The organism is Chroococcidiopsis thermalis PCC 7203 (assembly GCF_000317125.1).
GTDB lineage: Bacteria > Cyanobacteriota > Cyanobacteriia > Cyanobacteriales > Chroococcidiopsidaceae > Chroococcidiopsis > Chroococcidiopsis thermalis.
Genome location: NC_019695.1, coordinates 2,684,380 through 2,707,957 on the forward strand (window position 1 = coordinate 2,684,380; position 23,578 = coordinate 2,707,957).

General features: G+C 45.3%; 18 protein-coding genes and 2 pseudogenes. 12 read left to right on the top strand and 8 right to left on the bottom strand.

Annotated features, from left to right (window positions below; translation table 11 throughout):
* The first annotated feature begins 121 nt into the window (after nt 1–121).
* A complete protein-coding gene (locus CHRO_RS11790) occupies nt 122–466 on the top strand; it encodes a hypothetical protein (protein WP_015154439.1) in 345 nt (114 codons plus the stop codon).
* Between the two features lie 176 nt (nt 467–642).
* On the opposite strand, the gene CHRO_RS11795 is transcribed toward CHRO_RS11790, so the two are convergent.
* From CHRO_RS11795 to CHRO_RS11805, 3 genes are read right to left on the bottom strand one after another with little or no spacing between them, the layout of a single operon-like run.
* Nucleotides 643–1,386: a phytochelatin synthase family protein gene (locus tag CHRO_RS11795; RefSeq protein ID WP_015154440.1), complete on the bottom strand. Its 744-nt coding sequence runs from the start codon at nt 1,384–1,386 to the stop codon at nt 643–645.
* 17 nt (nt 1,387–1,403) lie between these two features.
* Complete coding sequence (locus CHRO_RS11800) at nt 1,404–2,309, bottom strand: glycine betaine ABC transporter substrate-binding protein (RefSeq protein WP_015154441.1); 906 nt, start codon at nt 2,307–2,309, stop codon at nt 1,404–1,406.
* A 27-nt stretch (nt 2,310–2,336) separates the two neighbouring features.
* Complete coding sequence (locus CHRO_RS11805; RefSeq protein WP_015154442.1) at nt 2,337–4,226, bottom strand: tetratricopeptide repeat protein; 1,890 nt, start codon at nt 4,224–4,226, stop codon at nt 2,337–2,339.
* 115 nt (nt 4,227–4,341) lie between these two features.
* Here CHRO_RS11805 and CHRO_RS11810 point away from each other — a divergent pair, with 115 nt between their 5' ends.
* Nucleotides 4,342–5,235, top strand: coding sequence for an SGNH/GDSL hydrolase family protein (locus CHRO_RS11810; protein WP_015154443.1), 894 nt, complete (start codon nt 4,342–4,344; stop codon nt 5,233–5,235).
* A gap of 76 nt (nt 5,236–5,311) precedes the next feature.
* Here the strand turns inward: CHRO_RS11810 and CHRO_RS11815 are convergent, their stop codons facing one another.
* Nucleotides 5,312–5,788 carry a hypothetical protein gene (locus tag CHRO_RS11815; protein ID WP_015154444.1) on the bottom strand — a complete coding sequence of 159 codons (477 nt, stop codon included), beginning with the start codon at nt 5,786–5,788 and terminating at the stop codon, nt 5,312–5,314.
* 367 nt (nt 5,789–6,155) lie between these two features.
* On the opposite strand from CHRO_RS11815, the gene CHRO_RS11820 reads away from it, so the two are divergent.
* The 6 genes from CHRO_RS11820 to CHRO_RS11845 all read left to right on the top strand — a co-directional run bounded on the left by CHRO_RS11820 (nt 6,156) and on the right by CHRO_RS11845 (nt 16,148).
* Entirely contained in the window at nt 6,156–6,758 is a 603-nt protein-coding gene (locus tag CHRO_RS11820; RefSeq protein ID WP_015154445.1) for a LysE family translocator, read from the top strand.
* A 603-nt stretch (nt 6,759–7,361) separates the two neighbouring features.
* Nucleotides 7,362–10,586 carry an efflux RND transporter permease subunit gene (locus CHRO_RS11825; protein WP_015154446.1) on the top strand — a complete coding sequence of 1,075 codons (3,225 nt, stop codon included), beginning with the start codon at nt 7,362–7,364 and terminating at the stop codon, nt 10,584–10,586.
* A 400-nt stretch (nt 10,587–10,986) separates the two neighbouring features.
* On the top strand, nt 10,987–12,174 hold the full coding sequence (locus CHRO_RS11830; protein WP_015154447.1) for a DUF4336 domain-containing protein: 1,188 nt from the start codon (nt 10,987–10,989) through the stop codon (nt 12,172–12,174).
* A gap of 159 nt (nt 12,175–12,333) precedes the next feature.
* Nucleotides 12,334–13,758, top strand: a complete 1,425-nt coding sequence (locus tag CHRO_RS11835) for a GAF domain-containing protein (protein WP_015154448.1) — start codon at nt 12,334–12,336, stop codon at nt 13,756–13,758.
* A complete protein-coding gene (locus tag CHRO_RS11840; RefSeq protein WP_015154449.1) occupies nt 13,755–14,204 on the top strand; it encodes a response regulator in 450 nt (149 codons plus the stop codon). The genes CHRO_RS11835 and CHRO_RS11840 overlap by 4 nt, the downstream gene beginning before the upstream one ends.
* 9 nt (nt 14,205–14,213) lie before the next feature.
* The gene (locus CHRO_RS11845; protein ID WP_015154450.1) at nt 14,214–16,148 is read left to right on the top strand and encodes a hybrid sensor histidine kinase/response regulator; all 1,935 of its coding nucleotides are present in this window, start codon (nt 14,214–14,216) and stop codon (nt 16,146–16,148) included.
* 177 nt (nt 16,149–16,325) lie between these two features.
* Here the strand turns inward: CHRO_RS11845 and CHRO_RS11850 are convergent, their stop codons facing one another.
* A complete protein-coding gene (locus tag CHRO_RS11850) occupies nt 16,326–19,157 on the bottom strand; it encodes a bifunctional acetate--CoA ligase family protein/GNAT family N-acetyltransferase (protein WP_015154451.1) in 2,832 nt (943 codons plus the stop codon).
* A 74-nt stretch (nt 19,158–19,231) separates the two neighbouring features.
* Nucleotides 19,232–20,236, bottom strand: coding sequence for a LysR substrate-binding domain-containing protein (locus CHRO_RS11855; RefSeq protein ID WP_015154452.1), 1,005 nt, complete (start codon nt 20,234–20,236; stop codon nt 19,232–19,234).
* A 124-nt stretch (nt 20,237–20,360) separates the two neighbouring features.
* Here CHRO_RS11855 and CHRO_RS11860 point away from each other — a divergent pair, with 124 nt between their 5' ends.
* From CHRO_RS11860 to CHRO_RS32100, 3 genes and pseudogenes are all read left to right on the top strand, one after another.
* On the top strand, nt 20,361–20,822 hold the full coding sequence (locus CHRO_RS11860; RefSeq protein ID WP_015154453.1) for a GNAT family N-acetyltransferase: 462 nt from the start codon (nt 20,361–20,363) through the stop codon (nt 20,820–20,822).
* A gap of 120 nt (nt 20,823–20,942) precedes the next feature.
* Nucleotides 20,943–22,178 carry an LL-diaminopimelate aminotransferase gene (locus tag CHRO_RS11865; protein ID WP_015154454.1) on the top strand — a complete coding sequence of 412 codons (1,236 nt, stop codon included), beginning with the start codon at nt 20,943–20,945 and terminating at the stop codon, nt 22,176–22,178.
* Between the two features lie 98 nt (nt 22,179–22,276).
* A pseudogene (locus tag CHRO_RS32100) lies at nt 22,277–22,393 on the top strand (Uma2 family endonuclease); the annotation flags it as partial.
* Between the two features lie 26 nt (nt 22,394–22,419).
* On the opposite strand, the gene CHRO_RS11870 reads toward CHRO_RS32100, so the two are convergent.
* Complete coding sequence (locus CHRO_RS11870; protein ID WP_015154456.1) at nt 22,420–22,635, bottom strand: hypothetical protein; 216 nt, start codon at nt 22,633–22,635, stop codon at nt 22,420–22,422.
* Between the two features lie 82 nt (nt 22,636–22,717).
* On the opposite strand from CHRO_RS11870, the gene CHRO_RS11875 reads away from it, so the two are divergent.
* Nucleotides 22,718–23,245, top strand: coding sequence for a GAF domain-containing protein (locus tag CHRO_RS11875; protein ID WP_015154457.1), 528 nt, complete (start codon nt 22,718–22,720; stop codon nt 23,243–23,245).
* A 65-nt stretch (nt 23,246–23,310) separates the two neighbouring features.
* Here the strand turns inward: CHRO_RS11875 and CHRO_RS34770 are convergent.
* A pseudogene (locus CHRO_RS34770) lies at nt 23,311–23,466 on the bottom strand (SAM-dependent methyltransferase); the annotation flags it as partial.
* Between the last annotated feature and the right edge of the window lie 112 nt (nt 23,467–23,578).

Below are 23,578 nucleotides of genomic sequence, written 5' to 3' on the forward strand. Positions count from 1 at the left end.
TCAAATGGGTTCTATACATTTGCAAGACCGATGCAGAAATACGTCCTGAGAGTTTTGCGATCGCCCATAGCGTTAGGTAAAATCATTTTCAATTGTTGAGAATTCGCCTAGGAAAAAGTTTATGGCAGATATGTCCGGTCAAGACCCCTCGGAAATCACAATGGCAACGGTTGATGAAGAACGAAAAGACGCAACTTTCAGCGGTACGGTCATCCTTGGTATAGATCCTGAGGGTGGGAAAGTCGTTTTCTTTAGAAACTTTTTAATCGAAGATTATAAAGGCGAACTTACCGCTTATCTGGCAACAGATGGCGATATAAGGAAAAGCATTGATTTAGGCGAACTCGATCGTAAAAGCCCCAGTTTTAGGCTGCCAATTCCGCTGGGAACGGATACATCACCCTACAATACAGTCGTGTTGAGCGACAAAAAAAGCAAGAAAAAAATCCTGACGATCGATCTATAAAATTTGTAACTTAGCTCGTAGTTCAGCCAAATTCGATTGCCCTCCTGTATAGATCTCAAATGGGTTCTATAAGCGATCGCTCAATACGGTTCAGTTAAAAGTATTAGATCCTCGAAGATCCCCCCTAGCCGCCCTTTTTAAGGGGGGGGGATCGAGTCTTATTTAACTTTTGACTTTTAACTTTTAACTTTCTGACTCACCAATACAAATCCCCGCGTCTTACCTGAAACCCGATCTTCTGTATCCATTGCTTGCCACAAATCCGCTGCTTTTACCCATACTGGAGGATATTTATAGCGCGAAACATCGAGAATTAAAAATCGATCTGTTTGTTGGTTATAGGCGGCGAGAGGAGAAATATGTCCGCCTCTTTCTTGTCCAATTTTGCGTCGCAAGTAATTAGCTAAAACAAAGTTATTTTCTTGGCGTAAATTCTGTATTACGAGCTGACGAAACTGCTCTATATTAGTATTAGTACTATGATAAACTTTAGCTTCTACACCATAGCTAGCAAGTAGCTGACCTAACTGTTCTAAAGTCATACCTTGACGGGCAACAACTTCAGGTGCAAGAACTTTTTTAGTTGATGCGTTATTAAAAAAGTTTGCCTGGGTAAATACTCGATAAGGTGTATATTCAGGAGCAATGGGAGCGGGAATTGAGAGGGCATTTAATACCATTACTATACTGGCAACCCCACAATATGATTGAGTATTTTGGGTAACGTACTGCGTACTTAAATCCCAAAAATCTTCCCGTGCTTTACTTTGTAGTAATAATTGTTCTCCCATTTCAGAGTTGAAGGAGATTAAATTATTAGGTAAGGGTAGTGTCTGCGTCAATACGCTATCACCAGCCACGAACAATGCGATCGCGCCGAGTTTGATTAAGGGCGTAATTGTCCTAATTTTAATTGTCATTTGTCAGAAGATAGCCATTACAGTTTGCCTAAACCTTTCGCAGTTAAAAATTCACGCACGACTTCTTTAATATCGCGAAATTCACCTTCGACTTGATAATTTAAATTGCGCATTTCCTCTTCATTAATCTTTCCACCTAGTTGTGCGATCGCCGGACGTAGTTTGGGATACTTTTTCAAAGTTGCCTGTCGCACGATGGGAGTTGCTTCATAGGGGGGAAAGTAACCCTTATCATCTTGCAGAATCGTTAAATCTAAACGGGCGATTTGAGCATCAGTAGAGTTCCCTGCAACTATATCTACTTGTTTATCAATTATTGCCCGATAAATTAACCCCAAATCCATCACGCGAGGTGGTTTATTTAACTTCAGATCGTAGGTTTTTGCTAATCCTGGAAACCCATCCTCGCGGCTGATAAATTCATAGCCGAAGCCAGCTTGCCACTGGGGTGCATATTGGGTAGCTTGCGAGAGAGTGCGAAGATTGTACTCGCGTGCATCTTCGCCGCGAATAATCATGGCAAAGGTATTTTCAAACCCTAAAGCTGGGGCAACTTCTAATTGAAACTGCTCGTCGTAGCCAGATTTCACTTGTTGATAAACAGCTTTTGGATCGCTAATTGGCTTTTGTTTTAAAATAGTTGTAAATGCCGTTCCCGTATATTCGATATAAGCATCAACTTGTCCGGCGAGCATTGCTTGATGGCAAACAAACGTTCCTCCTAAATCTAGACGACGAGCGACTTTTAGTCCAGTTGCAGATTCAATTTGTTGCGCTAATAGTTCGCCTAAAATATTTTGTTCAGTAAAATTTTTGGAAGCAACGACAATCTCACCGTTAGCCTCAGAAGTGTTAGGATTGCAACTGGCGATCGCCAACACCAAACTCACAGTAATTAAACACAAAAGAATAAATTTTTTCATGTTTCATAATATTTGTTCTTGATGGAATTAACGGTAATTTGCTAATAATTGCGGAATGTAATCGTAACCATCTACACCGATCGCCGTCATAAATTGCGGTCGATATTGTGCCAATACTTTTTGAAAAGCATCCTGTCCCATTTGCCCTTGTAGTATAGTCAACAAACCTGCTGCTTGTCGCCACTCAGGAGAAGCTATACGCTCTAACATATACATACCTATACAACCAACATAAATCGCTTTTTCTGTCTGTTGTAAGCCATAATATGCTTCTGCTAAGTTAACTAAGTTGAGTCCTTGAAGATACAAATCGCCGGAAGCTTGAGCGGCTTGAAATCCAGATTGAAGATAATCGATCGCCGCTTGGGGTTGAGATAAAACTAAATGCGCTGCACCAAGGCTACTGCAACATAATGATAAGCTTTGTCTGTCATTTAACTGTTGAGATAGCTTCAATCCTTGTTGTAAATAACCGATCGCCATTTCATAAACTTCTGGTTCCAATCTTTCTATAGCCTGAGCCGAATACACCTCACTGTAACCCAAATTTGCTAAAGCATTGGCTTCACCTAATTTGTCTCCCACTTGGCGACTGAGAAGTAGCGCCCGCTGGCTGTAATCAATTGCCTCTGCATACTGTTTCTTAGCCACGCAAATTCGGCTGAGATGATTTAAATCGGCAATTTCACAAGGTACATCCTCCGCAGCACGGGCAATTTCCAAAGCGCGATCGTAAAACTGGGTTGCTTGGTGATAATTTCCTACAGCCTGCTGAGAATAACCTAAAAGTGTCAAAATTCGGGCTTTTTCCTGAGTTCCTTCGACTTGTCGTAAAGGTAAATCTAAATAGTCGAGAGCAGATTGTAAGTGTCCGCCATTGAATGAAGCAAAAACACCACCGTAGAGGGGAAAGTATTGCTTTTGAGCAAAAGCGCGTAAAATTTGCAGTGCAATCTGAAAACAACCATCCGCTAGCCGTTCGCGATGGCTGGAATTGAGGCTAGTTGCTTGCATGAAGCCATTCGCTAACTCACCCCAAACTGCTGCAAACGTGAGAAAGCAAGAAATTGCTAGACTTGACCCCAGCTTGGCATCATAAATTCGCTGTTCCGTCCACCCAACGAGTCCCCGTTGCAAAAACTGCAAAATCAGCGCCATTTCCACCCAATCATCGAGATGGAAATATTGCTGAGTCGTCCATTCTAATAGCGATCGCTCTAGAGCCAGAGTTTGAAATAATGCTTGTGGAATCGGACTATTAACCTGTTTTGCCCACAGCGCCCAAGGTCCGCGTTGTCCTGGTACGTTCTCAAATCCGATCGCGCTTTGCCCCCCATCGTATACCCAGCTGACTAAATATCCTTCTAAATGCTGCCAAGACTGCAAGCCGCGATCGATCCCCATCGCAACTTGTTGCACCTCCGTCGCCATTTCTGACTCGATTGCAGTTGCTTGTTGTTTTAAAACCGCAGCTAATTGTTTGAGTTGGGCGATTGTCAGTGCTTGCTTTTGATTTGGATCGATAACTTGTAATAAATCGGCAAGTAAGTAGGCTGGTTCGGAAGCGCCGATCTGTTCCGCTGCTTTAGCGATCGCGCTAGCGGCTCGATTTTGAGCGGCGGCGCGTTCCCATTCGCTAGCGATCGTTTTGATCGCTCTTTGGGAACGAGTCGCTTTCGCTTGCTTTAATTCATCCTTTACCGTCTCGATCTCATGTTCGATCTCCATCGTGCGTTCGTCCAAACAGCGCTCGAAAATCTCTGCCGTACCGGGAACGACTTGTTGCGCTAGCATTTGATAAACTTGCTCTTTAGAACGAATTTGCCCTTTCAGGGTAATTTGTACGATCTGATCTATCAACGCCAAGTAGCGATCGCGCAGCGTCGGAGAATTGGAATGAGATAGAGAATCGGACATGATTGTTAGTAGCGGGTAGTTGGTAATTGGTAGTTGTTGGGAGTTACCGATCGTTATCATTATCCTAACCCCTAACCCCTCACTCCTCGCTCCTCGCTCCTCACCCCTCACTCCTATGTTCCGCAAAATTGTATTAATTGCCACGATAAGTGCGATCGCTGCCGCTCTATTTCAATTATCTAATGCGGCTCGAACGCAAAATGTCGCCCAAATTTATGTTTTTGGCGATAGCCTTTCCGATCCTGGCAATGTGTTTAAAGCTTCCCAAGGACAATTTCCACCCAGTCCACCTTATTTTCGCGGCAGATATGCAGATGGTTTAGTTTGGACGGAATATCTCGCTCAACAATTGAAATTAAACGCTAATCCCGATACTAATTTTGCTTACGGTGGCGCTACCACAGGCAATTCACAGGAAGTTCCACTAGGATTGCTAGCACAAATCGATCGCTATCGGGCTAGTCATTCCTCTACCTCTAATAATGCTTTATACATAATCTGGGCTGGAGCAAATGATTATTTGGGAGGTGGAAATGACACAGATCGACCAGTTAATAATTCAGTTGAAGCTGTCAAATCACTGGTTCAAATTGGCGCAAAAAATATTTTAGTGGTTAATTTGCCAGATTTAGGTAAACTACCAGGAACGCGCAATACCCAACAATCTGAAGTACTGAGCCAACTAACTCACAAGCATAACTCTCAACTAGCTAATGCTTTGAAAAACTTACAGCAACAGCTTAAATCTGAATCCAATCTTATTTATTATGATGTCAACGATCTATTTAATCGAGTTATGAACGAGCCAACTAAATTTGGCTTTCTCAATGTTATGAATACCTGTTTAAATGGCGAACTTAGCCAATATATGGTTTGTCCCAACCCAGATAAATATTTATTTTGGGATGATATCCATCCCTCTACTGCTGCCCATAAATTGTTAGCAGAAACAGTTGCTAACAGGTTAAAATCTGCAACTACACAAACTCAGTCTGCTTATGCCAATTGAAAACAAGTATTAACCTGTTTCAACAGGTTTCGTCTGTGTAGTTCTGCAAACTCTATTCGCGCAACATCTGAAAACTTCAGTTAGATTTTAAAGCTTCGTCTAGCACTTTTCGCGCTTCTTCTGCTTTAGCTTTTGCTTCCTGATAGCGGACATTTGCTTGAGCAAAAGTTTTTAGTACTTTAAATCCTTCCTTCAATCGAGCGATTTCTTCATCACTGACAGATTTATCGGTAAATAGCACGTCAACCGCTTTACGAATTTCCAACGCCTCCGTGCGAGATTCTTGTACCTTCAGCTTTAAGGTAGCTAAGTTATTAAGTATCTGTACGGCTTGGGTAATTGCATCCTCATCGCTACTGAGATTATCCATCGGCTGTTCTTTGACTTCAATCAATTGCTGCGAACTAAATCCCTCCGCTAAATCGGTGGGTAGTTCCCCAGCATCGATTAGTTCCATCAGCCGATCCATCGCTTTATCGCGAGCTTTGGCTGAATCTTTACCAGAGACATTCAGGACAACTTCTGGAGCTTGAGGGAGAGTATATTTCGCCATAACCTAATTATATGCAAGAAGAGTTGCACAGCTACACTGTTGTAACAAGCGCGATCGCGTTACATGCTTTATTTTACGGTAAAAGTCAACTGTTATAGTACATGGGTATTGATTGGTAATTGGTAATTGGTAATTGGTAGTTGGTAGTTGGTAGTTGCTCCTCTACCCCTCTGCGCCTCTGCTCCCAGCTCGTCCCAGCTCGTCCCTGCTCCCTACTCTTTTAATTGGTGAAGAAAGCACGATTGAGGTTGTTGTTTGTCCGTAGTGACTAAGTTGCTCGATTAGCCTTTCGAGATGGGTCAATTATCAGCGACCAGCGACCAGTTAATTCTTTCTTACGATTTACGACTTACGACTTACTAATCTTATGGAAATTAACTTACTACTACGGGGACTAACAATTGGCTTGGCGATCGCCGCACCTGTAGGACCCATTGGTATCCTCTGCATTCGCCAGTCACTTGCATTCGGTTGGCTACATGGATTTGTAGCTGGTTTAGGCGCAGCAACAGCAGATGCAATGTATGGTTGTGTGGCTGCATTTGGACTTACCTTCGTCACTAACTTCTTAATCGAACAACAGTTTTGGCTGCGGTTGGTTGGCGGTGCTTTCCTGTGCTACTTGGGGGTCAAAACATTTATTAGTATGCCATCTGAAACTGCGGCATCCACCAGAGGCAACACTCTTACTAGAGTTTATACTTCAACATGGATGCTCACACTGACAAATCCTGCAACAATCTTAGCTTTTGCAGCTATTTTTTCTGGATTAGGCTTAGCCAGCATCAAACAAAATTACCTATCAGCAATCCTCCTAGTAATTGGAGTTTTTTGCGGCTCTGCACTGTGGTGGCTGCTATTGAGTACTACCGTCACGCTAGCAAAGACAAAACTGAATTTGAACTGGGTCAATCGCCTTTCAGGTATCGTCATCGTAGCATTTGGAATTATCGCATTACTAAATTTGTGACACCTCACATAAAAATCCCTTTGTGTTCTTCTTTGCGTCTACTCCACGAGAAGCCGCTTTGCGTCTTTGCGCCTAACGCTACGCTTCGCCTACGGCTGATGCGTGACACAAAATCATGCTTGTAAATTTTTCTATTTATCGGATAACTGTTGCAAAACAGACAGAAAATTTGCCTACTCTAAGCCTATAAACTCGCACTTAAGATGCGATCGCTTTTGCAATTAAATATTAAATTTAATGAATTTACTTAAACTAAGTTAAATGCACCCGCCAAAAATCATCAAGGGGTAGTATTTTTCGGCAGGAAAATGGTACTCTGTTCGCTTATAGCTATAAATTAAATTCTCACAATAAATCCTCATAGATTCGTTCCCATCGTTCGCGATCGCAATCTGACTGGAACTACCGATCTTTAACAGTGACCAGCGACCAGTGACCAGTGACCACGCACCACTCTTTCTTGATAACTGATAACTGATAACAGACGTTACATGTAACGTCTCTACACTGATAACTGACAACTGATTTAAAGGCTTACCTACTGTTTTCTCGATCGTTCCTATCTGTACCGTTTGCCCAAAACATTAATCGAACTCAGGATCTATGTTACTGAGCATTGCCAATACATTCATTAGGCGACCAGTCTTAACGACAGTCTGTACCGTGGTTATCCTTTTACTAGGAGCAATTTGCATTCCGCTATTGCCCTTAGATAAACTCCCAGAAATGGCATTAAAACAAGTTACCGTGACAGCAAATTATCTCGGTAGCGATGCCAAAACCACAGAAGAAAACGTTACCACCGTACTAGAACGACAGATCAACGGTACTGAGCGGGCTGTATATATGTCCTCTCAGACAACGAATAATGGTGACACGACCATTAACGTCTCCTTTCCCACGGAGATGGACAGAAATACCGCTCAAGTCCTCGTTCAAAACAACGTTGCCGTAGCTGAAGCAGAACTACCAGAAGAGGTAAATCGCACGGGTGTTGTTACGCAAAAACAATCTCCAACAATTACTATTGCTTATGCCTTTTATTCAGAGAAAAACGAGCAAGGTAACTATATCTACGACAACGTATTTATTAGTAATTATGTCGATCGCCTGATTTTTGATGAAATCAAACGGATCGAGGGCGTAGGCAACTTAAGAATAATTGGCGAACGAAGATATGCAATGCGGATCTGGCTCAATCCCGATGCCTTGGCTGCGAGAAATTTATCAGCTCAAGATGTCATTAACGCTATTTCCGAGCAAAACATTCAAGTAGGGGCGGGTAGAATCGGTCAGCAGCCGACCCAAGCCAAGCACGACTATGAAATCGCCTTACGCGCGATCGGTCGCTTTACGACTCCCGAAGAGGCTGAAGATATTGTCGTGCAAGTGGGTCAAAACGGGACGCTAACGCGGCTCAAAGATGTCGGTCGCGCTGAAGTTGGAGCGCAAGACTATAGCGCCACGACTCTATTTGATGGCGCTCCTTCAGTTATTTTATTAGCCTATCAATTGCCTGGAAGTAATGCTTGGAATACAGCCAACTTAATTAAGGCGAGGATGGCGGAGTTAGAGCAAAGTTTTCCGCCAGGATTGAAAGCAACGGTTGGTTTAGACAATACGTTGTTCGTCTCAGCTTCCCTAGATGAAGCCTTTAAAACTTTAATGGAAGCGATCGCCTTAGTCTTTTTGGTAATCTTTATTTTCCTCCAAGACTGGCGTACCACAATTATTCCCGCCCTGGCAATTCCCGTGTCCTTAATTGGGGCGATGGCGTTTGCTTTTATGTTTGGGTTTAGCCTGAATCAGTTAACGCTATTCGGGGTAATTTTAGCCACAGGTCTAGTTGTAGACGATGGGATTGTGGTTGTAGAAGCGATCGCCGCTAAATTATCTCAGGGAATGCGACCAGTGCAAGCTGCGATCGATGCGATGGGAGAACTGACTGGGGCAATTATTGCTACCTCTGTGGTGCTGATGGCAGTATTTATTCCCGTGACCTTCTTTCCAGGCACGACGGGAATTGTCTACAGACAGTTTGCCTTAATTATTGCCTTTGCGATCGCTATTTCTACCTTCAACGCTCTTACCTTTTCCCCTAGCATGTCAGCCATCATCATGCGACGACAGCAGGAGGTGCATGGACCCTTGGGCTGGTTTTTTGGCTGGTTTAATCGCGGGTTTGACTGGTTTAAAGAACAGTATGGTAAGTCAGTAGAATTTCTAATCCGCCTGCGGATGATAGTCATCCCAATTTTTCTCGCAGGCTTAATTGCAACAGGTTGGCTTTATCAGACTACACCCCAAGGATTTATTCCCGAAGAAGATCAAGGCTATTTCTTTGCGATCGCCGAAGCTCCTTCGGGTGTCTCTTTAAATTACACCACTAATCTCGTCCAAAAAGTTACCCAGATTATCAAACCCCTGCCAGAAGTCGAACACGTAGTTGGGAATGCGGGCTTTGGTTTTCAAGGTAATGCTAGCAACAAAGCGCTGTTTTTCGTCAAGCTTAAAGATTGGGAAGAACGCCCCGGTGCAGATAAGTCAATTTTCGGACTCCTGCAACAAATTAACCAAAAATTGCAAGCAAACGTTCCCGAAGCCAGACTAATCGCCGTCAACGCACCACCAGTGGATGGTTTAGGGAGTACGGGTGGCTTCGAGATGTACATCCAAAACCGCCAAGCCTTACCAATGGAAGCTTTAATTGATAACACGCAAAAAGTGGTCGAAGCAGCAAGAAAGCGTCCAGAGTTAGCGGGTGTATTTACTCAATTTACCTTCGGTGCGCCGATGATGGAAATCTCCATCGATCGCGAACAAGCTAAAGCCCTCAACGTTCAATTAAGCGATATTTTCAATACGATGCAGACATATTTGGGGGCGAGATATGTCAACCAATATGTCCTCGGCGGACGACTGTATCGCGTGCAAGTGCAAGCAGAAGAGACATCGCGCTCCAATCCCGACGATATCGGTCGTTTGTACGTCCGTTCTGTAGATGGGAATTCCGTACCACTGAGTAATGTGGTGAAAGTCGAGCAAATGACCTATCCACCAATTATTACTCACTACAACGTTTATCCATCGATTAACATTCAAGGCGCACCCGCCCCAGGTTACAGTACCGGACAAGCGATGAGAGCAATGGAAGAGGTAGCAGAGCAAGTATTGCAACCAGGATTCGGTTACGCCTGGACGGGAACGGCTTTTCAAGAAAAAGCTTCTGGTGGTGCTGCCCCGATTATTTTCGGTTTAGCCTTTGTGATGGTGTTTTTAGTCTTGGCAGCGCAGTACGAAAGCTACGTCGATCCCATCATCATCATGATTACCGTACCTTTAGCAATTTTAGGCGCGATCGGGGCGTTGCTGCTCCGTGCCAATTTGCTCCAAGCAGGTTCGGTTTGGCCTGTTGTCAACAATAACATTTACGCTCAAGTTGCTCTCGTGATGCTGATCGGCTTAGCCAGTAAAAACGCAATTCTGATCGTAGAATTTGCCAACCAGTCAGCAGAACTAGGTATGAGCTACACCAAAGCAGCAATTCGAGCCGCAGAGGAGCGCTTGCGACCGATTCTGATGACAGCAATTTCTGGTTTAGTTGGTTTTTGGCCTTTGGTCATAGCGGCGGGTGCAGGAGCCATGAGTCGCTGGTCTTTAGGAACGGCACTATTCGGCGGCTACCTATTTTCGACGCTATTGAGTCTGTTCTTAGTCCCGGTGCTGTACGTTGTCATTAAGAATATGGAAGAAAATTTCTTGAAACCAAGTAAACCAAAACAGATTCAGCCTAAAGAAGACAGACAGCCGCAACCATTGGCTAGATGATTTGTCATTTGTCATTCGTCATTGTTGGTTAATTAATTGTGATTTCTGACTCCTGTACGGGCGGGTTTTGGACGAAGCGTTCTTGCCACAAGCCATGAATCTGTTGCTAAACCCGCCCCTACAACTACTGACTTACCCATTACCAATTACCCATTACCAAACCATGTTTCGCAAATGGACTCTTGACGACTGGATCAACCACGTTTTGTTTATAGCTACAATTCTGTATCTGTTTTACTCCTTCTTTTTGCACCACTGAGCAGTTATCAGGGAGCAGGGAGCGCACGAGTAGGGAGCAGCGACAAATGACAAATGACGAATGACAAATGACGAATGACAAATGACGAATGACAAAAAAACAGCAAAATAGTAATTGAGGATACATCTGTAGGAGCGATTCATGCATTCAAGCACCCAGCCGCAGGATTTGGCGTGGCAGTTCTGGCTGGCTTTACCACTCTATCCATTTGGCAAGCGGCGGACGCTTTGCACGGAAGTTGTGCGGGATACGATCTGGACGTTCGACCAGCTTCAGGGCTTTTTCTATGCGGTTGTCACGATTCGGATGACTGTTGTTAAGCTTAATGCTGGTGGTTTGTTGATCTATGCACCCGTTGCCCCAACAAAAGAGTGCATTCGCATGGTGAATGAGTTGGTGGCAAAGTATGGTGATGTGAAGTATATTATTTTGCCTACCAGTTCGGGATTGGAACACAAGATTTTTGTTGGTCCTTTCGCTCGATGTTTTCCTCAATCCCAGGTTTTCGTGGCTCCGAATCAGTGGAGTTTTCCGCTTAATTTACCGCTGTCGTGGTTGGGATTTCCCCGAAAACGCACTCAAGTACTACCGGAAAACTCTAAACAGGCTCCCTTTGGGGCAGAATTCGACTATGCCGTGTTGGATCTGGACTTAGGCAAGGGGTCTTTTGCAGAAGTCGCACTTCTCCACAAGCGATCGCGCACTCTGCTATTAACTGATTCCATCATCTCCATCCCAGAAGAACCACCCGCGCTTTTGCAGTTAGATCCGTATCCTTTGCTGTTTCATGCGAGAGATAGTGGGGACGAGGCAATGGAAGACACTCCCGCCAATCGCCGTAAGGGATGGCAGCGGATTTGCTTGTTTGCAACTTACTTCCGTCCTGGGACGGTGGAAACAGCAGGACTGGTGCAGATGTTAAGCGATGCTGCCAAAGCCAAAGAGCGATCGCGACAAGCTTACTTTGGCTTATACCCGTTCCGTTGGCAAGCAGGATGGCAGCGATCGTTCGATATGCTCCGTAGCAACGGTCGTCCGTTTGTCGCTCCAATCTTGCAAACTCTAATTTTTCCCCAAGCACCACAACAAGTTTTAGACTGGGCAGATAAGGTAGCAACTTGGGATTTCGGGCGGATTATTAGCTGTCACCTTGACGCACCGATCGCTACAACTCCTTATGAATTCCGACAGGCTTTTGCTTGCCTAGAACAAAATCCCCGCACGAGCCAAAATGCGCCTCTACCAGAAGCAGATTTTGGATTCTTGCGGCAACTGGAAACATTTTTAGTCAGATATGGCGTTGCCACACCAGCTAAAGAGAAAGTTTAACAAACAGTTATCAGTCAGCGTACAGACGTTACATGTAACGTCTGTACAAAGTTGTCAGTTGACTTGTTCTTACACCCCACACCCCATTCTTTTCACTAGTTACTGGTTCAATGCGGCAGTATATACTTAATGTCAGGAAGCGTCGCCAGACTGTGATTCATGAACTCAGAATTGTTGACAAGATTGCGCGCTTGCTGTAAGGATGAAGCGGCATTCGAGCAGATGCAACAACTTCTGATTGACAAAATTCAACCTTTAAAGCAAGAAATAGAGCGCGCGAATTTACAGGTAGAAAGGCAGAAAGCCCTGTTTAACGCGATCGCCCGACTCCGAGAACCCCTCGATCTTGAAGCGATTTTTCAAGCCACGGCTACTGAGGTGCGTCAACTTTTGGTAGCAGACCGAGTGGGAATGTTTCGCTTCTATGCTGATTCTGGTTGGAATGATGGAGAATTTGTGTCTGAGGATGTTGCCGCTGATTTTGGCTCAGCCATAGCGCAGAAAGTCCACGATCGTTGCTTTGGCGATCGATATGCCATCCATTACCAACAGGGACGGGTGCAGGCAGTTGCCGACATCTACGACGCTGGGCTGAGTGACTGCCACATTGAGATCCTCGCCCGATTTCAAGTTCGGGCTAACTTGGTCGTGCCACTCCTACAGGGACAAAATCTCTGGGGATTGCTCTGCATTCATCAATGTCGCGCCCCGCGTCAGTGGCAGGAAACCGAGATCGAATTTGTCCATCAGATTGCCAATCATCTAGGGGTGGCTCTCCAGCACGCCGAACTACTTGCAGAATTACGGGCAGAGATTGTCGAACGACAGCAAGCCGAACAACGCGCTCAAGAGTTGAATCAGGAATTGCAGCAAGCGATCGTCGAACTGAAGGCGGTGAATAAGGAATTGGAAGCCTTTAGCTATTCAGTCTCCCACGATCTACGCGCGCCCTTACGCAGTATTGACGGCTTTAGCCAGGCATTGCTGGAAGACTGCCTTGACCAATTAGATAGTACCGGACAAGACTATCTGCACCGCATCCGCTCCGCTACCCAGCGGATGGGGCAGTTGATTGACGATCTCCTCACCCTATCGCGAGTTACTCGCAGCGAGATGAGCAGGGAATCAGTCGCTCTGAGCCGATTAGCCAGTCGTATCTGCACGGATTTACAGATGGCTCATCCAGATCGGCAGGTGGAGTTTGCAGTTCAACCTGGTTTAGTTGTCCAAGGAGATCCCCGTCTGCTGGAAGTTTTATTAGATAATTTATTGAATAATGCTTGGAAATTTACCTCTAGGCAGTTGCAGGCAAAAATTGAATTTGGGGCGATCGCACAGGAAAATGGGATTCCCGCTTTCTTTGTGCGGGATGATGGCGTAGGCTTTGACATGGTTTATGCTGACAAGTTATTTAGACCGTTCCAGCGATTGCATGGTATGAACGAATTTTTCGGTAATGGAATTGGACTTGCTACAGTGCAGCGAATCGTGCATCGGCATGGGGGACGGGTGTGGGCAGAAGGGGCATTGACACGGGGAGCAACGTTTTATTTCACGCTCTTCGCAGAGGAGGTCGAGGCATGAATGGGAATGGCGATCGCAAAGTCATTCTTCTCGTAGAAGATAATCCTGACGACGAAGCATTGGCAATCCGCGCCCTTAAACGCCATCACATCGGGAATGATATTGTCGTCGCCCATGATGGAGTCGAAGCCCTGGACTACCTGTTTGGCACGGGCATATATGCACAACGAGATGTCAGCAGTAAACCGACCGTAGTTTTGTTGGATCTAAAGCTACCTCGCGTCGATGGGCTTGAAGTTTTACGCCGTTTACGGGAAGATGAACGCACTAAACTATTGCCCGTGGTCGTCTTGACGACTTCTAGCGAAGAGCGAGATTTGCTCAATAGTTACAGCTTGGGGTGCAACAGTTATATTCGCAAACCCGTGGATTTTCTTCAGTTTTCCGAGGCAATTCGGCAATTAGGGATGTATTGGCTATTGATGAACGAACCACCACCGCTTTAGGAAAGCGCGATGAACCTTCACCTACGCATTCTAGTTGTCGAGGATTCGGAAGACGATATGCTGCTAATGCTGCGGGAACTGCGGCGGAGCGGCTATAGCGTGGATTACGAGCGGGTAGAGACTGCTGCCCAGATGCAGGCGGCGCTCGATCGCCAGTCGTGGGATATTGTCATTGCCGATTACACTCTACCTGCGTTTAGCGCTCCAGATGCCCTAAAACTATTGCAAAGCCAGCAGCGTAATTTACCGTTTATCATTGTCTCCGGTACGATTGGCGAAGAAACTGCTGTTGCTGCGATGAAAGCGGGAGCGCACGACTACATCACCAAGGGTAATTTAGCTCGGTTAATGCCTGCGGTGGAGCGAGAACTGCGCGAGGCGAAGGAACGACAAAAACGACATAACGCAGAACAGGCATTAAGAGAAAGCGAAGAACGGTTTCGTCAATTGGCAGAAAACATTGCCGAGAGCGTGTTTTGGATGTCAGACCCCAAAGCGCGTCAGCAACTCTACGTCAGCCCTGCCTACGAACGTATCTGGGGGCGATCCTGCGAGAGTTTGTATGCCAACTTTATGGAATGGTTAGAGGCAATTCATCCTGAAGATCGGCAACGCATTCAAACGAACTTCTTCGAGCAGGCTTTAGCAGGTCATTACGATGAAGAGTATCGAATTATCCGTCCCGATGGCTCGATCCGATGGATTCGCGATCGCGGTTTTCCAATTCAAAATGACTCTGGTGCATCTTACCGCGTGGTAGGCATTGCGGAAGATATTACTACTCGCAAGCTGACAGAAGCAGCCCTGCGCCACGCCCAACGTTTGGAAAGTCTGGGGACTCTGGCAAGTGGCATTGCCCACGACTTCAACAATATTCTCACTCCGATTCTGGCAACCGCTCAACTGCTATCTCTAAAACTCCCCCTAGACGAGCAGGATCGACACCTACTCCAGCTGATCGAAGACAGTGCCAAACGCGGGGCAGATTTGGTTAAGCAAATTTTAGTCTTTGCTCGTGGGGTGGAAGGCAAGCGAGTGCCATTGCAACTCAGACATATATTGTCAGAAGTCATGCACGTTGCCCGCCAAACCTTCCCCAAAACCATTGAAATTTATACAGACTTTCCCACTGCTAATCTTTGGACGGTTGCTGCCGATGCTACCCAACTGCATCAGGTATTTATGAATCTCTGCGTCAATGCCCGCGATGCCATGCCCAATGGTGGAACTCTCGGGCTTGCAGCTGAAAATAAACTCGTTGATGAAGCCTGTACTCGGATGAATCCAGAAGCTAGCCCGGGTTCTTACGTGGCGATCGCGATTTCGGATACAGGAACGGGAATTCCATCTGAACTGTTAGAGCGAATTTTTGACCCCTTTTTCACGACTAAAGAAGTAGGCAAAGGGACAGGACTGGGTTTATCCACTGCGTTAGGCATTGTGAAAAACCACGGTGGTTTTGTCAAGGTGTACAGCGAGGTGGGAAGAGGGTCGCAATTTAAAGTCTACTTACCTGCGATCGAAGATGCAGAAACTCAGCCAGCAGCAGAACTCGCGCTTTTGACTGGTAACAACGAGTTAATTCTGATTGTGGAAGACGAACTATCGATCCAACAGGTGACTCAAACCTCCTTGGAAGAGTACAATTACAGGACTCTGATTGCCAAAGATGGGATTGAGGCGATCGCTCTCTATGCCGCTCGTAAGTATGAGATCGATCTCGTGCTGATGGATGTGATGATGCCGTTGATGGATGGGTTAACTGCAACTCGCACCCTACAAAAACTCAATCCTAAAATCAAGGCGATTGTTACGAGTGGTTTAGCATCGAATAGCCTGATGGCTGAAATAACCGAAATCGGTGTCAAAGCATTTTTACCCAAGCCCTATACGACGAAAGAATTATTGGACGCAATACATAAAGTTTTGCAGCTTGATAGGTAATTGGTTGTTGGTAATTGGTAATTGGTAATTGGTAATTGGTAGTTGAGTGGTGCGTGGTGCGTGACAAGAATTTCATTTAATTCTTCTGACTCCTGTACGGGCGGGTTCACCCGAAATCTTCGTCGGAGTTAGAGATCTTTGGTGAACCCGCCCTTACGACTCCTTCTGATAACTGATTTACAGCTCAAATTCCACTTTGACGACATCCGCAGCCCGATGCAGGTGGAAACCGAGTTTTTCACAGACTTTTTGCATGGCTCGATTTTCGGCGAGAATTTCGCCAGTAATGCGATCGAGTTTTTCGTCGCGACCGACTTGTAATAGACGACTCAATAATTCCGTACCTAACCCTTGTCGCTGATGGCGATCGCCTACCAAAATAGCAAATTCTGCTTCGTTGAAGCCGTGTAATTTACTCAGACGACCAACTGCTAATATTTCTCTTGTTGAGGTTTGTGGATGACGGTACTCCGCGACTAATGCCATTTCGCGATCGTAATCGATAAAGCATATCCGCGTTAGTCTTTCGTGTGCGATTCGCTGACTTAACTTAATCAAATGAAAATAACGAAAATAGACACTTTCTTCCGATAGAGTTTGATGAAACTGCACCATTAAAGGTTCGTCTTCGGGACGAATCGGACGAATAGTAACGATCGTGCCATCTCTCATCGTCCATTGACTCACGTACTGCTGGGGATAGGGACGAATCGCCAGTTTCGGCAACCGATCTTCTGGTGTTTCCGGTGAGTGCAAAACGATCCGCGCATCTAAAGCGAGGAGGGAATCAGGACGAGCTAGCAACGGATTGATATCAATCTCCTTAATCCACCGCTGTTCGACTACGAGTTGACTGAATAATACTAAAAGTTGTTCTAGTGCTTCTAGATCGATGCTTTTTCTACCTCTGACTCCTTGCAATGCTTTGTAAATTTGGGTTTGTTCCATCATTCGGCGTGCCAGAGTGGTATTTAAGGGAGGTAGGGCGATCGCTCGATCTTTAAATACCTCCACTAACTGTCCCCCTAAGCCAAATAGCAGCGTAGAACCGAATTGTGGATCGAGACTGCTGCCAATAATCAATTCGTAACCATCCAATTTCAGCATCGGTTGAACGGTAACGCCTAAGAATAGTGGTGCGTGGTGTGTCGTGCGTGGTGCGTGGGGTTTTATAGGGGCGCACGGCTGTGCGCCCATACCGGAGTGAGGAGGATTATTTTGGACGTATTGGTTGACAGAATTTTCAATTTTGTGGTACGCAGAACGCACGGCATCGGCATCGGGTAAATTTAACTGCACGCCGCCGACATCGGTTTTGTGGGTAATGGTTTCGGAAAAGAGTTTCAGGACAACGGGATATCCAATGCGATCGCTATATTCAACTGCTTCTGCTTCACTTCTGGCAATGTAAGTCGGAACGACGGGAATACCATAAGCAGCTAGCACTTGCTTAGATTCAACCTCCGTCAAAATCGTGCGTCCCTGCTGTCGTGCTGTATCAATAATTTGTGTCACCAGAGAACAGCTGTTGCTATCTGCTAAATTTACTGGTAGAGCAGGAGTTTCATATATTCCCCGCAAATTGTAGCTATAACGCCACATGAGACTGAATACGCGGGCGGCTGTATCTGGATATTGATAAGTAGGAATGCCAGCATCGTTAAGAATCTTTTCCCCGTCGATGACATCTGCACCGCCCATCCAACTCGCCAGAATCGGTTTATCTTGTAGAGATGTTACAGGTAACGTCTCTACATAAGATTTCAATGCTTCTGCCGTCTTGGTAGGGTCAGTCATGGCTTGCGGGGTTAAGATTACTAACAAACCATCACTATTTGGGTCTTTTGCTGCGACCTCTAAGGCTTGAGTGTAACGCTGGGGTTCGGCATCTCCTAAAATGTCAATTGGGTTGCTGCGGCTCCAGTGGGTAGGCAGGAATCGATTCAATTCAGTGCGAGTCTCCTCGCTTAATTCTGACAGTTCTCCCCCCATAGCAATCAAGGCATCGGTAGTTAGTACCCCAGGTCCACCAGCATTGGTCAGAATTGTCAAGCGCCGACCTTTGGGACGGGGTTGTTTTGCTAAAACCTCCGCCATATCAAATAAGTCAGAGATCCGGTTGACTTGCAACACGCCGGAACGCCGGAAAGCTGCATCTAATACCACATCGCTACCAGCTAGCGCTCCTGTATGGGAAGCCGCTGCTTTTGCTGCTGCCTCCGTCCGACCTGCTTTGAGGACGATAATTGGTTTGGTCAGTGCAACTTCCCTAGCTGCCGAAAGGAACGATCGCGCATTACCAATAGACTCCATGTAAATGACGATGCTTTTGGTATGAGGATCGTCACCGAGATAGTAAATTAAATCGCCCCAATTAACATCGAGCATGGAACCGATGGAGACAAAGGCGCTAAAACCAACATTTTCTTGCTTGCTCCAATCGAGGATCGCCGTGCAGAGCGCTCCACTTTGGCTAATGAAACCAACATTACCAGGTCGGGCGATCGCGCTAGCAAACGTAGCATTTAAGCCTGTACGCGGACTCATCACCCCCAAGCAGTTAGGACCGACAATTCGCAGATTGCCTCGACGTGCTTGTTCTAACACTTGCCGTTCTAACTCGATCCCAGCTACTCCAGCTTCTTTAAACCCAGCAGAAATAATAATTGCACCTTTAACTCCTGCGGCGACACATTCTGCAATCGCCCTTGGTACGCTAGGAGCGGGGATAGCTATGACTGCGAGATCGACTGGCGCGGGAACATCTTGAATGGTGGGATAAGCTTTAATTCCCAATACGCTAGGACGTTTGGGATTGACGGGAAATACAGTTCCCCCAAAGGGATTGCTGATGAGATTCCATAGCAGGGTACGTCCGACACTACCTTGTTTTTCGCTAGCTCCAATTACAGCAACGTTCTGGGGAGCAAAAATTGAGTTGAGGGGGTTGCTCGACTGCTCGGAGCGGAGAATGTCATGAGCGCGTTCGGCGATCGTTTGTTGTCTCACTGCGGCTCACCTTTGCTAAGTCAAAAGTTCTCTGTAGAGACGTTACATGTAACGTCTCTACACATGTAACGTCTCTACACATGTAACATCTCTACAGAAAAATGTTCGTATATGGATTCAATAAAGTTCTGCAAAATAGGCGATCGCTCTCCCTTTCGCCATGCTACAGCAATTTCAATTTCAGGAGTTGGTTCTATAAGCGATCGATATATCACCCCGGCTCGCTGTAAATTTTGTAGAGAAGACGGTACTAGCGCCACTCCTACACCACCTGCTACTAAACTAATGCTAGTTTGTAGTTGTATTGCTTCTTGCACTGCTATTGGACTAAACTCCGTCTGTTGAAAAAATTGCCTAATTTGATTGTAAAGTCCACTACCTAAACGGGCAGGTGGCAAAACGAATAATTCTTGACTCAAGGCTCGAATTGATATTTGAGTGGATGTAGCGAGAGGATGAGTTTCTGGGATTGCGATCGCCATGCCTTCTTTTAACACGGAAACTATTTCTAACTCTATTTCTTCTAAATCGATTGGTAAGTAAAGAATACCCGCATCAATTTGCTGTTGTTGTAACTGCAAGATTTGTTGCGGCGTTGTCAATTCATGTAAATCCAATACTACCTCTGGACATCGTTCTCGAAAGGCTTTTAATAAAGTGGGTAAAACGCTATATGTCGCCGAACTATTAAACCCCAAGCTCAAACGTCCAATTTCGCCGCGACTCGCTCGTTGTGCTGCTTCCACAGCTTGCTCGATTTGCCTAAGTAACTGTCGTACTTTTTCTAAAAATACTCGACCCGCAACAGTCAATTCTACACGTCGTTTAGTGCGATCGAATAACCTGACTCCAATTTCAGCTTCTAAATCGCGAATTTGCTGACTTAGTGGCGGTTGAGCCATATGGAGGCGTTCGGCGGCGCGACTGAAATTTAATTCCTCCGCGACAGCGATGAAATAGCGCAGGTGGCGAAGTTCCATGATGGTAATTGGTAATTGGTAATTGGTAGTTGGTGGTTGGTGGTTGTAGTTATCCTCCGTGTCTTCCTTGTCCCGACTCCCGACTCCGTATAGGCGCACAGATGTGTGCCCCTACCAACTCCCATATTTATATATTTAAAATATAAATATTTTACTAAATATATATTGGACATATGAAAAAAGCTTTTTTACAGTACAGGTAAGTACGCAATGGATACATCAGATGAGTAATATCAATATTCAAATTCGATTGGCAACGGTTGAGGATTTAGAGCAAGTATTTTCGTTTATCCGTCAAAAAGCAGCATTTGATGGATATCTAGACGAACTGCAAGCAACTCCCCAGCAGTTAGAGACAACATTATTTGGGCGATCGCCCCTAGCGAGAGTATTATTGGCAGAAGTTGATAACAGCGCGATCGCATTTGCCTTATTTTTCTACACCTACTCCAGTTTTCTCGGTAAACCGAGTATCTGGCTCGACGATTTATTTGTACAGCCACATATGCGCGGACAAAGAGTCGGAACCGCATTACTCAACTACTTATCAACCCTCGCCAGCGAGAACGATTGCGGACGCATAGAATGGACAGTGAACGTCAACAACGATCGCGGCATCGAATTTTACCAAAAACAAGGCGCGCAAATACTCAACAACCTGCGCTTGTGTCGTCTCAGTTATTAGTGACTGGGGAACAGGAGACAGGCAACGGGGAACAGTTATTTTGACTTTTGACTTTTAACTTTTGACTTTTGACTTTTCACCAGCCCTTAAAATTATTTACGGCACACATGGAGATCGATCGTGGCAAAGATTAACGATAACTACCTGAAACTCAAAGCAGGCTACCTGTTTCCTGAAATTGCGCGGCGGGTGAATGCATTTGCTGAGGCGAATCCCGAGGCAAAAATTATCCGGTTGGGAATTGGCGATGTCACCGAACCATTACCAGAAGCTTGTCGCGCGGCGATGATTCAAGCTGTCGAAGAAATGGGCGATCGCGCTACTTTTAAAGGCTACGGTCCCGAACAAGGTTATGCTTGGTTGCGGGAGAAGATTGCTAGCCACGATTTTCAAGCGCGAGGATGCGATATTGACGCTTCAGAAATTTTTATTTCTGATGGTTCTAAGTGCGATACGGGCAACATTCTCGATATTTTTGGCAAAGATAACACGATTGCCGTTACCGATCCTGTATATCCCGTGTATGTCGATACGAATGTCATGGCTGGACATACGGGAGAGGCAAATGAAAAAGGCGAGTATGGCGGTTTAGTCTATCTTCCCGTGACGGCAGAAAACAACTTTACTGCCGAAATTCCGACTCAAAAAGTCGATTTGATTTATCTGTGTTTCCCCAACAACCCTACAGGTGCGACAGCAACGCGGGAACATCTCCAAGCGTGGGTAAACTACGCCAAAGCTAACAATTCCATAATTTTCTTCGATGCTGCCTACGAAGCATACATCACAGATCCCGATCTACCCCATTCTATTTATGAAATTGAGGGGGCTAGAGATTGCGCGATCGAATTTCGTTCTTTTTCTAAAAATGCTGGCTTTACAGGTACGCGCTGCGCTTTAACTGTCGTACCCAAAACCCTCAAGGCAAAGGCTGCTGATGGTTCCGATGTAGAATTGTGGAAATTGTGGAATCGTCGTCAATCCACTAAATTTAATGGTGTATCTTACATCGTGCAGCGTGGTGCTGAGGCAGTTTATTCGGAAGCAGGGAAGTCACAAATTAACGCTCTTGTCAATTTTTATCTAGAAAACGCCAAAATCATCCGTACTCAACTGATGGCTGCGGGTTTAGAAGTGTATGGCGGCGTGAATGCACCTTATGTCTGGGTAAAAACCCCGCACGGTTTATCCAGTTGGGATTTCTTTGATAAGCTGCTGCAAGTTTGCAATGTGGTGGGAACGCCTGGTTCGGGATTTGGTGCGGCTGGTGAAGGCTACTTCCGTATCTCTGCATTCAACAGTCGCGAGAACGTGGAAGAAGCGATGAAACGGATTGTCGAGAAGTTTAAAGTGTAGAGCGAAAATACAGTGTAGGGGCGAGTTCACCAAAAATCTCTATACTTAGGTGAAGATCTATCTAAACTCGCCCCGATCGATCTGCTGTCAATTTCCCTATGACGACCACGATTCCTGTTGTCAAACCTGTTAGCCAAATGCAGCTGGCTCCTGGTAGTGTAGTGACTATTCCCAACGTCAGTTGGCAAGAATTTGAGTTAATCTTGCACGAATTAACAGTTTGCGATCGCCATAAACTCACTTATTTATCCTGACTAGATTCTGATTCTTCTGGACGCTGATATGCAGGAGGATAATCAACAAATTCATCGGTTCTAGTTGTATTAGTTGTAGCTCCTTCTGGTAAGACATCTTCGGCGGCATCGATTGATTTATCGGCAGCAATATCCATTTGACCCGCTGCATTTGTATTAGGTTTATCGCTTGTGCCTTTATGATTTGCATGACCGCTAGGCATGATCTTTTCCTCGCATTTTCTATATACTTTTAGATTAGACAGAGCGATCGCAGATCGACCCTATCAAAAGGCTAAGATTTCTATGCAAGATTCGACTATTTTAAGCAAGATTCTCTCCGAACATCGTCCGCCAGAAGCAATTTTTTCAACTTTACTACCAGTATTAGGAGATCTATTACAATGCGATCGCTGTTTTCTCTATTTACGCCATCCTCAAACTAATATTGGTAAAGTTGTCAGTTGTTGGTGTCGCAGTCCTGAATATCCTGATGTAACTGATTCAGACTGGAAAGCAGAACCCACCGATTTAATAAACAACGAAGACCCTTTATTTGCAGCCGCTTTGCGTGCCGAACCATCAATTTTTGTGGAAGATGTAGAGACAGCAGATCCAAAAGTGGTCAATAAAGATTTTGAGCGTAAAAATTTCGGACACCGAGCTTTAATTCACGCTCATTTATGCGACAAAAATCAATTATGGGGTATTTTACAACCCTGTGTATTCGGTCAACCGAGAGTTTGGACTGAAACAGATCGTGAAATAATTTCAGATGTAATAGACAAGCTTACGCCTATAGTCGTTAATTATGTTACATCTACCCAGAATTAAATAGTAGAGTGGGCAATGCCCACCTATCTATATATAAAATAATTTAATTGTGAATCCCTCGCGATCGCAATTTTTTCTGATAATTGTCCCGTGCCGCAACCGAGATCTAAAATTCTTTCTCCTGGCAGCGGTGACAGCAACTCTAGCAGTGATTCGCCGTACTGCCACACAAACGCATGTTTACTCTCGTAGAGGGATGTATTCCAAGCATTTTCTGGCATATTTTTATCTTCGTCTGCTAGTTTCCCGGGCTTCAGGATAAATTGTAGTATCCACATGTACATGTAGTAGTATAGCAACGCGAGCGAAAGAGTTGACAAGTGAACTCATAAC